The organism is Sphingomonas sp. UBA978 (assembly GCF_002292295.1).
Lineage (GTDB): Bacteria > Pseudomonadota > Alphaproteobacteria > Sphingomonadales > Sphingomonadaceae > Sphingomonas.
Genome location: NZ_DBBS01000002.1, coordinates 1 through 14,225, shown reverse-complemented (window position 1 = coordinate 14,225; position 14,225 = coordinate 1). Strand labels below are relative to the sequence as shown.

At 69.3% G+C, this 14,225-nt stretch carries 11 protein-coding genes and 1 tRNA gene; 6 read left to right on the top strand and 6 right to left on the bottom strand.

From position 1 onward, the window contains the following. Positions 1-57 precede the first annotated feature (57 nt). The 3 genes from B2515_RS00095 to B2515_RS00085 form a co-directional block, all read right to left on the bottom strand. Positions 58-1,968 carry a putative bifunctional diguanylate cyclase/phosphodiesterase gene (locus B2515_RS00095; protein WP_293872502.1) on the bottom strand — a complete coding sequence of 637 codons (1,911 nt, stop codon included), beginning with the start codon at positions 1,966-1,968 and terminating at the stop codon, positions 58-60. Between the two features lie 336 nt (positions 1,969-2,304). Next, positions 2,305-2,475, bottom strand: coding sequence for a hypothetical protein (locus tag B2515_RS00090; protein WP_293872501.1), 171 nt, complete (start codon positions 2,473-2,475; stop codon positions 2,305-2,307). 241 nt (positions 2,476-2,716) lie between these two features. Further along, positions 2,717-2,791, bottom strand: a tRNA-Gly gene (locus B2515_RS00085). 141 nt (positions 2,792-2,932) lie between these two features. Between B2515_RS00085 and B2515_RS00080 the strand changes: the two genes are divergently transcribed. The 3 genes from B2515_RS00080 to B2515_RS00070 are packed head-to-tail and all read left to right on the top strand — an operon-like array spanning position 2,933 to position 8,502. Further along, positions 2,933-3,706, top strand: a complete 774-nt coding sequence (locus tag B2515_RS00080) for a hypothetical protein (RefSeq protein ID WP_293872500.1) — start codon at positions 2,933-2,935, stop codon at positions 3,704-3,706. After that, the gene (locus tag B2515_RS00075) at positions 3,600-5,150 is read left to right on the top strand and encodes a Y-family DNA polymerase (RefSeq protein ID WP_414711342.1); all 1,551 of its coding nucleotides are present in this window, start codon (positions 3,600-3,602) and stop codon (positions 5,148-5,150) included. Before B2515_RS00080 ends, B2515_RS00075 begins: the two co-directional genes overlap by 107 nt. Positions 5,151-5,166: 16 nt before the next feature. Next, positions 5,167-8,502 (top strand): error-prone DNA polymerase, encoded by a 3,336-nt coding sequence (locus B2515_RS00070; RefSeq protein WP_293872498.1) that lies wholly within the window; start codon positions 5,167-5,169, stop codon positions 8,500-8,502. A 61-nt stretch (positions 8,503-8,563) separates the two neighbouring features. Here the strand turns inward: B2515_RS00070 and ppc are convergent, their stop codons facing one another. The 3 genes from ppc to B2515_RS00055 all read right to left on the bottom strand — a co-directional run bounded on the left by ppc (position 8,564) and on the right by B2515_RS00055 (position 12,414). Beyond that, positions 8,564-11,260, bottom strand: coding sequence for a phosphoenolpyruvate carboxylase (gene ppc, locus B2515_RS00065; RefSeq protein WP_293872497.1), 2,697 nt, complete (start codon positions 11,258-11,260; stop codon positions 8,564-8,566). A gap of 109 nt (positions 11,261-11,369) precedes the next feature. Continuing rightward, a complete protein-coding gene (locus tag B2515_RS00060) occupies positions 11,370-11,831 on the bottom strand; it encodes a hypothetical protein (RefSeq protein ID WP_293872496.1) in 462 nt (153 codons plus the stop codon). Positions 11,832-11,847: 16 nt separating this feature from the next. Then, positions 11,848-12,414 carry an HNH endonuclease gene (locus B2515_RS00055; protein WP_293872495.1) on the bottom strand — a complete coding sequence of 189 codons (567 nt, stop codon included), beginning with the start codon at positions 12,412-12,414 and terminating at the stop codon, positions 11,848-11,850. 125 nt (positions 12,415-12,539) lie between these two features. On the opposite strand from B2515_RS00055, the gene gluQRS reads away from it, so the two are divergent. Genes gluQRS through B2515_RS00040 form a run of 3 tightly spaced genes read left to right on the top strand, consistent with a single transcriptional unit; the run spans position 12,540 to position 14,205 of the window. Next, on the top strand, positions 12,540-13,403 hold the full coding sequence (gluQRS, locus tag B2515_RS00050; protein ID WP_293872494.1) for a tRNA glutamyl-Q(34) synthetase GluQRS: 864 nt from the start codon (positions 12,540-12,542) through the stop codon (positions 13,401-13,403). Between the two features lie 9 nt (positions 13,404-13,412). Beyond that, on the top strand, positions 13,413-13,643 hold the full coding sequence (locus tag B2515_RS00045) for a twin transmembrane helix small protein (RefSeq protein WP_230631597.1): 231 nt from the start codon (positions 13,413-13,415) through the stop codon (positions 13,641-13,643). Positions 13,644-13,656: 13 nt separating this feature from the next. Then, complete coding sequence (locus tag B2515_RS00040) at positions 13,657-14,205, top strand: cob(I)yrinic acid a,c-diamide adenosyltransferase (RefSeq protein ID WP_293872493.1); 549 nt, start codon at positions 13,657-13,659, stop codon at positions 14,203-14,205. The last annotated feature ends 20 nt before the right edge of the window (positions 14,206-14,225 follow it).

Below are 14,225 nucleotides of genomic sequence, written 5' to 3'. Positions count from 1 at the left end.
GGCATCCCGGCACGACCATGCCCCGCGCGAACAACTTCTACAATGACACCAACGCCCCTAACCCAACCCCCGCGTCGCCATCCGCGCGGTATTGGCAGCAGGCACGCCGGTTGCCGCGCCCTCCGGACGCTGCGCCCGGCTCAGCAGCAGCGCGGTCGTCTGCTGGCGCGGGAGCGCGGGCGACACCAGGAAACCCTGCCCGAGGATGCAGCCCGCGGCGGCGAGCAGGCCGGCCTGTTCCTCGGACTCGATGCCCTCCGCGACGATGCGGATGTTCATCCGCTCCGCGATCCGGATCAGCCCTTCGACGATCGTCATGCTGACGCTGTCCACCGCGAGGTGATCGACGAAGGTCTTGTCGATCTTGATGATGTCGACCGGCACGGTGAGCAGGTGCGTCAGCGAGGCGAAGCCGGTGCCGAAATCGTCCAGCGCCACCTTGATGCCCTTGCCGCGCAGCGACTGGATCGCCGCCTGGATCAGCTGGTCGCCATCGCCCATGTAGACGGTTTCCGTCACCTCGAGGATGACATGCTCCAGCGGCACGCCAACCTGGGCGAAGGCATCGGTCAGGACGCGGTCGACCGACCCGCCGCTCAGGTCGGCGGAGGAGACGTTGATGCCGACATGCTGGATGGGGATGCCCATATCCAGCCAGCCGCGGATATCCGCCGCGACCATCTGCATCATCCGCGCGGTGATCGCGGTGGCGACATACACGTCGCTCATCGCTTCGTGGAACGCGGAGGCTGCGACGATCCCGTCGCCGATGCGCATGCGGCACAGCGCCTCGAGCCCGACGATCTCGCGCGTGTCGAGGCGGAAGATCGGCTGATAGAAGGCCTCGATCCGGTCCTCGCGCAGCGCCGCCCCCACGTCGCGGATGGCGCTCAGCCGCTGCGTCATCGACGAGCCCAGGCCCGGCCAGTAGCGGACGAACCCGCCCCGCCCGGTTTCCTTGGCATGGTAGAGCGCGAAATCGGCATTCTGCCGGACGCGATCCACCGACGGCGCATCGTGCGACTGGACGGCACCACCGATGGTCGCGCGCGGCACGATGATCTGCCCGCCGCAATCGACCGGAGACATCAGCGCCTGCAGGATCTTCCCGGCCGCCCCCTCCAGATCGCGCAGCGCGTCAGGCGACTGGACGACGACGGCCAGCTCGTCGCCGCCGATGCGGAACGCGCGGTCGGGGAAGGCCGCTTTCTCGACGCAGCGGCTGGCCGCCCGCAACAGGCCGTCGCCGGCGGCATGGCCGAACGTGTCGTTGACCACCTTCAGATTGTCGAGGTCGAGCGCGAACAGCGCCCAGCCGCCGACCTGCCGGCAGTCGAGATCGAGCAAGGCGGCATTGAAGGCCGCGCGGTTCGGCAGTCCGGTCAGCGCATCCGTGAACGCGCGCCGTTCGTGCTCGACCAGGCGATGATGCCGGTCGATCGCGATCAGGCAGAGATGCACGCAATTCTGCACGACCTCGCGCTCCGCCTCCGTCGGCATCGTCGGTTCGCGATGGTAGATCGCAAAGGTCGCGACCGTGGTGCCGGCGGCGTTGATGATCGGGCTGGACCAGCAGGCCCTGAGGCCGTGCGACAGCGCGATGTGGCGATACTGTTCCCAGCGTGGATCGGTGGCGATATCTTCCACCGCCACCTCCGTCCCGAAATAGGCGGTGCTGCCGCAGGAACCGGAGGACGGGCCGATGAGCGTGCCGTCCAGCGCCGCGGAATAGGCGTTCGGCAGGCTGGGCCCCGCCAGCGGATGCAGCCGGCCTTCGTCGTCGACGAGCAGGACGGAGCAGATTACGTCCGGCAGCAGCGCCTCGACCTCGACACACAGTTGCGTGCAGGTCGAGGCGAGCCGGTCGCCTTTGGCGATCGACCCTAGGATCGCGTTCTGCAACCTGAGCAGCGAGCCGCCCAGCCCCCTATGCTGCTCCAGTGCGTCGCCATGTGAGCCCTCATCCATGGCCAAGCATGACCCGGCGGATGTTTACCGTTCATTAAGACGGGTCGCTCACCCGAGTTTATTGCCTAAGTATTCAAACCGAAATGAGAAAATCAAGCCATAATGACCCGTCCTTTTCGGATTATACGATCCTGTCGCTCAATATTGAAGCGGGCGATCAGCTTGCGCTCACGTCCCCAACACTGATTCTGTCTTGCCGAAAGGCATGATTTTCTGGCAATATTGTCAGGCGTCACCAGTCCGTCGGCACCGTCCTCGACCGATAGACCTTCACCGGCCACGATTCGCGCGGCGACGCGGCGCTCGGGGCCTGCACCGCCACCAGTGCGGCCGCCGTCACCGCGCCGGCTCTGCGGGCGATGGCCCGGGCAGCGGGGCTTCGGCCTCGACGTCGTGGAGCAGCGCCAGCCGCTGATGGATGATCCGCGCCATGTTGGTCGCCGACCGGTCGGCCATCCCCTGTTCGAACAAGGCACGCCTGCGATGCATGTTGCGCAGAGTCGGCACAGGCGCCTCCCGTCTCGAGCGGGAGCACAAAGCGGTCTCTCAGCCGTCGCGGTGCGGCGGTAGCGCCCTGTTATCAGATTTCCATCGGGCGACCTAATCGCATGTCCCGACGACCGCACGTCGACCGGACGATGCGGCCGGCACAGCCGGGCACACGCGCCGCCATCCGCCCACGCGTTACCGGCGATCCCGACGGTGCGGATCGCCTTTCGGCTGTTTCTCGCTGGATGCATGGAAAAACTGGAGCGGGCGAAGGGATTCGAACCCTCGACCCCAACCTTGGCAAGGTTGTGCTCTACCCCTGAGCTACGCCCGCTCTGGCGCCTGTCCGACCGGCTGGTCGGTGGGTGAGGGGCGCTATTAGCCGCGTGTTTTGAGGGGTGCAACCCCTATCTCGAAATACAGCAACACGATTCAGGCTTGGCGACTCGATATATAGAACATTACAAGAACATAGATGGCCGACTCGTCCGCCCTGATCGCCCGCCTGCGGCGCATTGCCGCCGGCACGGGCGCTGCGCAAGCCATGGCCGCGCCGGTCGACGCCTGGCTGGCGCAGGGGCTGGGACGGGCGCAACTGCATGATATCTATGCGATCGATGGCGAGGACGGGCCGAGCGGCGCCGGCTTCGGCATCGCCGCCGCACTCGCCGCCGGCGCGCTGCCGCTGCTGTGGCTGCGCACCGAGGCGTGCGAGCGCAGCCAGGGCCGGCTGCATGCGACCGGCCTGATCGAACTGGGGCTGTCCGCCGATTCGCTGGTGCTGGGCGTCGTCGCGGACGAGGCGGCGCTGCTGCGCGCGGCGGCGGATGCGGCGCGCTGTGCCGGCCTCGGCACCGTGCTGGTCGAGAGCGTCGGACGCGCGCCGGGATTCGACCTCACCGCGACGCGGCGGCTGATGCTGGCGGCCGAATCGTCGGGCGTTACCATCCTGTCGCTACGCATCGGCGCCGCACCGACGCCGAGCGCCGCGGCGACCCGCTGGGGCGTGGCGGCGGTGCCGTCGACCGCGCTGGATCAGGGCGGGGGAGAGGGCGCGCCCGGCCTCCCCGCGTTCGACGTCGAATGTCTGCGCCGGCGCGGAGGCCCCGCGGGGCAGCGCTGGCGCGTGGAATGGGATCGTGATGCCAAGAGTTTCCGTGGAGCGCCGCTATCTGGCGCTGGTCTTTCCGTGGCTCCCGATCGAGCGGCTGCGCGCCACCCGGCCGCATCTGTTCGTGCGGCAGGGTGAGACGCCGATCGCCTTTACCGAGACGGTCGGTCAGGCGGTGCGGCTGACCGCGACCGACCTGACCGCGGCGCGCGCCGGGCTGGAGCCGGGGCTCAGCCTCGCCGATGCGCGCGCGCGGGTGCCGGAGCTGGAGGTGTTCCCCGCCGATCCGCACGCCGACATGGACTGGCTGGAGCGGCTGGCGGACGGTTGCGCGCGCTACAGCCCGACGGTGGCGCTGATGCCGCCCGATGCCCTGGTGCTCGATATCGCCGGCTGCGCGCATGCTTTCGACGGCGAACGGCCGCTGGCGGCAGATGTCGAGGCGCGGATGGCGCGGCGCGGCATCCTGGCGCGCCACGCGTTCGGCGACACGCCGGAGATCGCGCGGGCGCTCGCCCGCTATGCCGGTGCGCCCGCGCCGGACGAGAAGGGCGCGGTGAAGCGGCTGCCGGTGGCGGCGCTCGACCTCGACCGAGATGCGACAGTGGCGCTGACCCGCGCCGGGCTGAAGACGGTCGGCGATGTGATGGCGCGTCCGCTGGCGGGGATCGCCGCGCGCTTCGGCGAAGAGGCGGCGACGATGGTGCGGCGGCTCGCCGGCGACCACAGAGCACCGGTGAAGGCGCGCGTCCGGATCGCCCCGATCGCGGTCGAGCGCCGCTTCGCCGAACCGATCGCGCGCACCGATTATGCGCTGGAGGTGCTGGAGGAACTGGCAGAGGCGGCGGCGACGACGCTGACCGAACGCCACCAGGGCGGGCGGCGGTGGGAGGCGCGACTGTTCCGCGCCGATGGCCACGTCCAGTCGCTGCGCGTCGAGACGGGCCAGCCGACGCGCGACGTCGCGCTGCTGATGCGCCTGTTCGCGGAGCGGATCGACAGCCTCGCCGATCCGCTCGACCCCGGCTTCGGCTACGATCTGGTGCGGCTCGACGTCGCGCTGGCCGAGCGGCTCGACGCGGCGCAATTGCGGCTGGAGGGCGGCGCCTCGCGAGAGGGGGAAGTGGCGCAGCTGGTCGACCAGCTCTCGACCCGGCTCGGGCGCAGCCGGGTGCGCCGCTTCGGGGCGCGCGACAGCCACATCCCCGAACAGGCCGAACTGATGCTGCCCGCCACCGCCGACGCGCCGGCCGCCGCCTGGCCGGAGACGGAGGCGGGCGAGCCGCCGCTGCGCCCGATCTATCTGTTCGACCCGCCACAGCCGATCGAGAGCGTCATGGCCGAGGTGCCGGACGGCCCCCCGCACCGCTTCCGCTGGCGCCGCCGCGTCCACGAGATCGCCCGTTCGGAAGGACCGGAGCGGATCGCCGGCGAATGGTGGCGACGGCACGATGCGACGATCCCGACCCGCGATTACTATCGCGTCGAGGATCGCCGCGGCCGCCGCTTCTGGATCTTCCGCCACGGCCTGCACGACGAACGCGAGCATCCGCGCTGGTATCTGCACGGGCTGTTCGCGTGACGCCCCGCCCCGCGTCATGACCGCGTTCGCCGAACTGGTCGCCGCAACCAATTTCTCGTTCCTGCACGGGGCGAGTCATGGCGAGGACATGATCGGTCAGGCGGTGGCACTGGGCCATGCGGGAATCGGCATCGCCGACCGCAATACCGTCGCCGGGGTGGTGCGCGTCCACAAGGCGTTGCGCGAGATCCGCGAGCGCGCGATCACGGGCGGCTTCCGCGACATCGATTTCAAGCTGGTGGTCGGCGCGCGGCTGGTCTTCGCCGACGGCACGCCGGACATCGTCGCCTATCCGGCCACACGGCATGGCTGGGGCCGGCTGACCCGCCTGCTTACCACCGGCAATCTGCGGGCGCAGAAGGGCGATTGCATCTTGGGGCTGGGCGACCTGTTGCGGCATAGCGACGACCTGCTGCTGATCGTGCTGCCCGTGTCGAGCGCTCGGCCGGCGACTCCGCGGCCGGAGGCGATGCTGCCGCCACGCCGCGACGACCCGAGCCTCGGCGAGACGCTGCGCCGGCTCGCCCATGCCGCGCCGGACCGGCTGTGGCTGGGCCTCACCATGCCGCGCGCCGGCCGGGATCGACGGCAGTTGCGCCGCCATGCGCAGATCGCCCGGAGCGTCGGCGTGCCGCTACTCGCGACCTGCGATGCGATGTTCGCAACTGCCGATGCCCGGCCGCTCCACGACGTGCTGACCTGCATCCGGCATGGTACGACGATCGCGTCGGCCGGGCAGCTGCTCGCCGCCAATGCGGAACGGCACCTCAAGCCCGGCGAGGAGATGGCCCGCCTGTTCGCCGATGCGCCGCAGGCGGTGGCGGAAAGCCTGACGATACTCGATCGCATCGATTTCACGCTGACGCAGCTTGCCTATGAATATCCCCACGAACCGGTGCCGGATGGCTGGGATGCGCAGGGCTGGCTGGAGCATATCGCCTATGCCGCGGCGCATCGGCGCTTTCCGGGCGGCCTCCCCGCCCGGTTGCAGGCCCTGCTCGACGAGGAACTGCCGCTGATACGGGACCGGCAATATGCCTATTATTTCCTGACGGTTCACGACATCGTCCGCTTCGCGCGCGAGGAATGCGATCCGCCGATCCTGTGCCAGGGCCGCGGATCGGCGGCGAATTCGGCGGTCTGCTGGTTGCTCGGCGTCACCTCGGTCGATCCGATGCGCTACGATCTGCTCTTTTCGCGCTTCGTCTCGGCCGAACGCGACGAGCCCCCCGATATCGACGTCGATTTCGAGCACGAGCGGCGCGAGGAGGTGATGCAATATATCTACCGCCGCTACGGCCGCCATCGCGCGGCGATCGCGGCGACCGTGATCCATTACCGCCCGCGCAGCGCGGTGCGCGAAGCCGGCAAGGCGCTGGGCCTGACCGAGGACGTGACGCAGCGGCTGACCAGCACCGTCTGGGGCAGCTTCGCCGACCGGTTCGAGGCGAAACATCTCGGCCAGACCGGCTTCGACATCGACAATCCCGAGATCGCGCGGCTGCGCGCCATCGTCGACAGCCTCATCAAATTCCCCCGCCATCTATCGCAGCATGTCGGCGGCTATGTGCTGACGCAGGGGCGGCTGGACGAGACGGTGCCGATCCATCACGGCGCGATGGCGGACCGCACCTTCATCGAATGGGACAAGGACGACATCGACGAACTGAAGATCATGAAGGTCGATATCCTCGCGCTCGGCATGCTGACCTGCATCCGCAAGGCATTCGACCTGATGCACGACCATGGCCTGGGCACGCACCAGCTCGAAACGATCGCCGTCGACGAACATCCCGATGTCTACGACATGCTCTGCAAGGGCGACAGTATCGGCGTGTTCCAGGTCGAAAGCCGGGCGCAGATCAACATGCTGCCTCGCCTCAAGCCCCGCAAATTGTACGATCTGGTCGTGCAGGTCGCGATCGTGCGGCCGGGGCCGATCGAGGGCGACATGGTCCACCCGTATCTCCGTCGCCGGGCCGGCAAGGAGATACCGGAATTCCCCTCCCCCGACCCCGCCTTCGGTCCACCCGACGAATTGCGCACGCTGCTCAGGGAAACCTATGGCGTGCCGCTGTTCCAGGAACAGGCGATGAAGCTCGCCATCGTCGCGGCGGGGTTCACACCGGGCGAGGCGAACCAGCTGCGGCGCGCGATGGCGACGTTCCGCAAGGTCGGCGGCATGGACAATTTCGAGGAGAAGCTGATCGGCGGCATGGTCCGCCGCGGCTACAGCCGCGACTTCGCGGAGCGCTGCTACAAGCAGATCGAGGGATTCGGCAGCTATGGCTTTCCCGAAAGCCACGCGCTGTCGTTCGCGCGGCTGGTCTATGTGTCGTCGTGGATCAAATGCTTCCACCCCGCGGTGTTCGGCTGCGCGATCCTCAATTCGCAGCCGATGGGCTTCTACGCGCCCGCGCAGCTGGTGCAAGATGCGCGCGCACATGGCGTCGTGGTGCGGCCGATCGACGTCAACGCCAGCCAGTGGGACAATGTGCTGGAGCGACTGGACGACGGCAGCCTCGCGATCCGGCTCGGCTTCCGCCAGGTCGACGGCTTTCGGCAGGGCTGGGCCGAGGCGCTGGTCGCAGCGCGCGGCGACGTACCGTTCGCGGGGGTGGAGGCGCTCGCGGCGCGGGCGGGACTGCCGACGCGCGGGCTCAACCTGCTCGCCGATGCCGACGCGTTCGGCTCGATCGCGATGGAACGGCGCGATGCGCTGTGGGCGGTGCGGCGCACGCCGCCGAAACAGCTCGCGCTGTTCGCCGCGGCGGAGGCGCCGGAGCTGGGCGAGGAAACAGACGCGCGGCTGCCGGCGATGCCGGCGAGTGAACAGGTCGCGGCGGATTACCAGACGACGCGATTGTCGCTGAAGGACCATCCGATGCGCTTCCTGCGCCCGGTCTTCGCCGCGGAGGGCATCATGTCGAGCGCGCAGGCGGCGCGCGCGAAGGACGGGCGGCGGGCGCGGATCGCCGGCGTGGTGCTGGTCCGGCAGCGGCCGGGCAAAGGCAATGCGATCTTCGTCACGATCGAGGACGAAACCGGCATCACCAACGCGCTGATGTGGGCGCGCGATTTCGAGGCGAACCGGCGCGCGGTGATGGCGGCGCGGCTGCTGGTACTGGAGGGCGTGATCCAGCGCAGCGAAGAGGGCGTCATCCACCTGATGACGGTGAAGGCGTACGACCGCAGCGCGGAACTCGGCCGGCTATCGTCCGACTATAACGCCGAAACCCCGCTGCTGCCGGTCGACGAGGTGATCCGCCCCAAACCGATCATGAGCCGCGACCCCCGCGGCGGCCATCCGCGCGACGTCCGCGTGCTGCCGCCGTCGCGGGATTTCCACTGAGGGCGCGCAGGCGCAGGATTGACGGCGACCGAGCGCAGCGAAGACCCGCGCTTGCCCCCGATTATCCGCTGTTGCGCAGCGCGGTCGCGACGGCGTTGATCGACAGCAGGATGCCTTCGCCGATGCGGGGATCGTCCTCGCCGGCGCGGTGGCGCTTCATCAGTTCGATCTGGAGCAGGTTGAGCGGCTCGATATAGGGCAGGCGCAGGCGGATCGACGCGTCGAGCGCGGGATGCTTGTCGAGCAGGCGGGTCTGGCCCGTCACCTCCAGCAGCCCGTCGTGCGTCTGGTGCCAGGCGTCGCGGATGCGGGTGAAGATCGTGGTGCGCAGCCCCTCGTCCTCGACCAGTTCGGCATAATGACCGGCGATGTCGATGTCCGACTTCGCCAGCACCATCTCCATATTGGCGAGGCTGGAGGCGAACAGCGGCCAGCCCTGCGCCATCTCCTTCAGCAGGCCGCGGTCCTCGAACCCCGCCAGCGCCTGGCCGACGCCATACCAGCCGGGCAGCATCACCCGCGCCTGCGCCCAGCTGAACACCCAGGGGATGGCACGCAGATCCTCGATCGCGTCGCTCTTCTTGCGGCTGGCGGGGCGGCTGCCAATCTTCAGGCCCGCGATCTCGCTGATCGGCGTCATCTGGCGGAAGAAGGTGCGGAACCCGTCGGTCCCGTAGACGAGGTCGCGATAGGCGTGGAAGGCGGTGTCGGACAGCGTGTCCATCGCGCCCGCGAACTGGTCGTTCTCGGCATTGGACAGCCGTTCCGGCTCGAGGCTGGCGAGCAGGGTGGCGGACGCGATCGCCTCCAGATTGGTCATCGCGCTGTCGCGGGTGCCGTATTTGGCGGCGATCACCTCGCCCTGTTCGGTGATGCGGATGCGGCCCTGCACGGTGCCGGCGGGCTGCGCACGGATCGCGGCAAAGGCGCTGCCGCCGCCGCGCCCGACCGCACCGCCGCGCCCGTGGAACAGCTGCATGCCGACGCCCGCCGCCTCGAACACCGGCTTCAAGGCGGTCGACGCCTTGGACAATTGCCAGGTCGAGGTGAGGTAACCGCCGTCCTTGTTGCTGTCCGAATAGCCGATCATCACCTCCTGATGCCCGCGCTTCGCGGCGATCGCGGCGATCTCGGGCAGGCCGAACCAGGCGGTCATGATACCCGGCGCGGCCTCGAGATCGCCGACCGTCTCGAACAGGGGCACCGCCATGATCGCGGCGCTCGGCGCGTCACCCGGCCGGTAGAGCCCGACCTCCTTCAGCAGCAGGTTGATCTCGAGCAGGTCGGACACCGACTGCGCCATCGAGACGATATAGTTGGTGATGCACGCCGGCCCGTATTTCGCATGCGCCTCGGCGGCGGCGAGCACGATCTTCAGCTCGGAATCGGTTTCCTCCGAATAGGTGGTGAAGCGGCTGGCGAGCGGGCGGGCATGCGCGAGTTCGCGGCGGAGCAAAGCGACGCGCGCGTCCTCGTCGAGCGACAGATAATCCGCCTCGACACCGGCGGTCTTGAGCAGCTCGGCGACGACGCGCTCGTGGACCGCGCTGTTCTGGCGCAGGTCGAGCGTCGCGAGGTGGAAGCCGAACGTCTCGACCGCGCGAATCAGCCGGCCGAGCGCGCCGCCGGTCCCCAGCGCCCCAGTGCCGGAATCCTTCGGGGAGAGGCCATGCGCGATCGCAACGAGGTCGGCGCGGAACGCCTGCGGATCGGCATAGGGTTCGCCCGTCAGGTGACCGGGCCGCGGCGCTGCCTTGCCGGTCAGCGCCTGATGCGTCGCGGCGAGGCGCGCATAGATGCCCGACAGCGCGCGGCGATACGGCTCGTCGCGGCGGCTTTCGGCGGTATCGCCGCTCGCGTCCGCCAGCCCCTCGACCGCGGCATCGACGGGGACGTGCTGCGTCGAGATCGACAATTCCGCGCCCAGCGCATGGACCGCATCGAGATAGAAGCCGAGCACCGCCTCGCAGGCGCGACCCAAAGCGGTGCGCAGTGAATCGGCGGTGACGAAGGGATTGCCGTCGCGGTCGCCGCCGATCCAGCTCCCCGGCCTGACGAAGCTCGGCACGCGTTCGCCGAACGCGCGGTCCCAGCGCTGGTAGAGCGCGGGCAGCGCCGGCAGGAACACCTCGCGCATGTAGCTCAGCGCGGTTTCGACCTCGTCGGTGACGTAGAGCCGGTCGCGACGCAGCACCCGCGTCTGCCACAGCAAGGCGATCTGGCGGGTGATCGCATCCTCGACGCGGTCGCCGTCGGGGGTTTCCTCGCGCCCGGCATCCTTCAGCGTCATCAGCTGCGCGATGCGGTTGCGGTGGTCGATCATGCTCTTGCGCCGCACCTCGGTGGGGTGGGCGGTAAGCACGGGGACGATCAGCGCATGCGCGAGCAACTGCTGGATCGCGGCGCGGTCGATGCCCTCGTCCGCCAGCGTCGCCAGCGCGGCGGCGACGTCGGCGCCCTGTTCGGCGGCGATGCCCTGGCGATCCTCGGCGAGGTTGGCAAGCATCGAGAACAGCATGAAGCCACGGACGAAATCGAGCGTCTCGTCAAGGCCGAGGTCCTGCAGGTGGCGGTGGATCGCGTCGCTGGTGTCGGTGCCGCGGTGCCGCTCGACCGAGGCGCGGCGGATCGCCTCCGTCGCCTCGAACAGCGCATCGCCGCCATAGGCGCGGATGACGTCGCCCAGTTTCGCACCAAGGAAGCGGACGTCAGGGTTGTTGGCGATCGGGGGAAGCGAAGCGGGGTCGACGGTAGCCATGCCCCTCATGCTGCGCTGCGGCAGGAGCGGGGTCAACCGGGGATGGGGTTTGCACGACAAAAGCAGCGGTTGCCGTTACGGTTGCGGCCGCCGTCGCCCTCCCGGCCGGTCAGCGCGACGGCGGCGCCACCGTCCCCTGGTTGCTCAGCGTATCGCCCAGCATCGGCGTGGTCGCCGCCGCCGCCGGCTGGCGCCCGGCCGCGCGGGCGGCGCGCCATTCGCTTTCCTCGTCCGACGTGACGGTGCCGTCGTGGTTGAGGTCCATCTGGTCGAAGCGTTTCAGCGTGCCTTCGCCCCATTCGATCAGGCTGATCTCGCCGTCCTTGTTGCGGTCGAGATTCATCAGGCGGCTGTTCTGGCGGGGCAGTTCGGTCTTGTCCAACCGGTCGTCGCCGTTGCGATCGAGTTCGCGGAAGCGCCGCTCCATCGCGCTGGAAAAATCGACCCGGCTGGTCACCGCCGGCGGCACGAAGCCCGCCGCATTGGCGTCGGCCTGCGCCGTCTTTTCCTCGCGCGCGCTGCCGCAACCCGCCAGCGCCACCAGCGCGGCCACGATCATCAGATTGCGCAAAAACGGCCCCCTTCGGTCATGCTTCCAGTTCAACGTCCCAATAGAGCCAGTCGTGCCACGTGTCGTGGAGATAGTTGGGCGGAAAGGCGCGGCCATGTTCCTGCAGATGCCAGTTGGTCGGCCGGATCGGCTCGACGTACAGCGGCATATGCGCCTGTTTCGGCGTCCGTCCGCCCTTGCGGAGGTTGCACGGCGCGCAGGCGGTGACGACATTCTCCCACGTCGTCCGCCCCCCTTGCGCGCGCGGCACGACATGGTCGAACGTCAGGTCGCGTCCCACGCCGCAATATTGGCAGGAGAAGCGGTCGCGCAGGAACAGGTTGAAGCGGGTGAACGCCGGAAATGCCGAAGGACGCACATATTGCTTGAGCGCGATCACCGAGGGCAGCTTGATCTCCGCGGTTGGGCTGCGCACCGCGCGCTCGTAATGCGCGACGATGTCGACCCGGTCGAGGAACACCGCCTTGATCGCGGTCTGCCACGGCCAGACGCTGAGCGGATAATAGGACAAGGGCGTATAGTCCGCGTTGAGCACCAGCGCGGGGCAGCTGTCGGGGTGACGGATCAGATCGGGATGAAACACGGCTCCTCCCACGGATTACCCGCGGGCCATGTCGCCCACGAGAGTGACGCCAGTATGACAGCACGGGCGACCGATGTCGGTCAAGGGGGCTGCGCCGGGCGGCGGCGGCAGGAGCGGCGGGGGCGATGAGCGTCACGACGCGCTTCGCGCCGAGCCCGACCGGGCCACTGCATCTCGGCCACGCCTATGCGGCGATCCGCGCGCACGACCATGCCCGCGCCGCGGGCGGCACGTTCCTGCTGAGGATCGAGGATATCGACGGCACGCGCAGCCGCGAGGCGCATGTCGCGGGCATCCTCACCGATCTCGCCTGGCTGGGGCTGGCATGGGACGGACCGGCCGTCCGCCAGTCGGCGCGGCTGGCGCTATACGAGACTGCCCTGACGCGACTGCGGGAACAGGGCCTGCTCTACCCCTGTTTCTGCACGCGCGCCGATATCGCGGCGAGCGCCAGCGCGCCGCATCACGGGCCGGACGGGCTGGTCTATCCGGGGACCTGCCGGCATCTCGACCCCGGGCAGGCCACGGCCCGGATCGCGAACGGTGCCCCGCATGCATGGCGGCTGGCGATGGCGGCGGCGGTGGCATGCACCGGCCCGCTGCACTGGACCGATCGCGAGGCGGGGCCGCAGCGCGCCGATCCGCAGGCGTTCGGCGACGTCGTGCTGGCGCGCAAGGATGCGCCCGCAAGCTATCATCTCGCGGTGACGGTCGACGATGCCGCACAGGGCGTCACCGACGTGGTGCGCGGCCGTGACCTGCTGCGCGCAACCGATATCCACCGGCTGCTCCAGGCGCTGCTCGGGCTGCCGACGCCGCGCTACCTGCACCATGCGCTGCTGACCGGTCCGGACGGCGCGCGGCTCGCCAAGCGCAACGGCGCCCCCGCGCTCGCCGACCTGCGCGCCGCGGGGGAGGACGGCCCCGCGCTCGCCGAGGCGCTGCGCGCCGGGCGGCTTCCCATTGGCTTTGCCGCGCACCGGCCCTAAGTAGGACGCATGAACACCTTCCTCGTCATTCTGCTGATCGCGGCGATGCTGGCGACGGTGGTCGCGCTGGTCCGGGGCGTCATCGCCTTCCTCCAGGAATCGCACGCTCAGGTTCGCGGCGGCGAAGGCCCCTCGGCGGCGTCGCTCAAATCGAACCGGATGATGCAGCAGCGCATCTTCTTCCAAGCGCTGGCGATCCTGATCGTCGTGGTGATCCTGTTCGCCGCCGGGCGCACCTGATCCTGCTACCAAAGTGGTAAAGCTCAACCGCATCTACACGCGCACCGGCGATGCCGGGACGACCGGCCTCGTCGACGGATCGCGCGTGTCGAAGGCGGAGCCGGTGATGATCGCGATCGGCGATGTCGACGAGGCGAACAGCGCGATCGGCGTCGCACTGGCGACGCTCGGCACCCGCGATCCGGCGGCGCGGCTGCTGGTGATCCAGAACGACCTGTTCGACCTCGGCGCCGATATCGCCACGCCCGAGGGTATCGACGGCGCGCTGCGCATCCTGCCCGAGCAGGTCGCACGGCTGGAGGCGGAGATCGACGCGATGAACGCCACGCTGTCGCCGCTGACGAGCTTCATTCTGCCCGGTGGCGATCCCGCCGCGGCGGCGCTGCACCTCGCCCGCGCGATCGTCCGCCGCGCGGAGCGGAGCGCGGTGGCGGCCGGCGGGCTCAACGCCCCCGCCCTCGCCTATCTCAACCGCCTGTCCGACTGGCTGTTCGTCGCCGCGCGCGCGGTGAATGCCGGCGCGGCCGGCGACGTGCTGTGGCGGCCGGGCGCCAGCCGCTAGGTGTTTAGTCCCGGCATCTG

What these genes read in the sequence shown, in the direction of transcription:
- B2515_RS00070 (WP_293872498.1), top strand. Translation starts at nt 5,167, where the DNA reads ATGACCGCGTTCGCCGAACTGGTCGCCGCAACCAATTTCTCGTTCCTG.
- B2515_RS00080 (WP_293872500.1), top strand. Translation starts at nt 2,933, where the DNA reads ATGGCCGACTCGTCCGCCCTGATCGCCCGCCTGCGGCGCATTGCCGCC.
- B2515_RS00095 (WP_293872502.1), bottom strand. Translation starts at nt 1,968, where the DNA reads ATGGATGAGGGCTCACATGGCGACGCACTGGAGCAGCATAGGGGGCTG.
- B2515_RS00045 (WP_230631597.1), top strand. Translation starts at nt 13,413, where the DNA reads ATGAACACCTTCCTCGTCATTCTGCTGATCGCGGCGATGCTGGCGACG.
- ppc (WP_293872497.1), bottom strand. Translation starts at nt 11,260, where the DNA reads ATGGCTACCGTCGACCCCGCTTCGCTTCCCCCGATCGCCAACAACCCT.
- gluQRS (WP_293872494.1), top strand. Translation starts at nt 12,540, where the DNA reads ATGAGCGTCACGACGCGCTTCGCGCCGAGCCCGACCGGGCCACTGCAT.
- B2515_RS00075 (WP_414711342.1), top strand. Translation starts at nt 3,600, where the DNA reads ATGCCAAGAGTTTCCGTGGAGCGCCGCTATCTGGCGCTGGTCTTTCCG.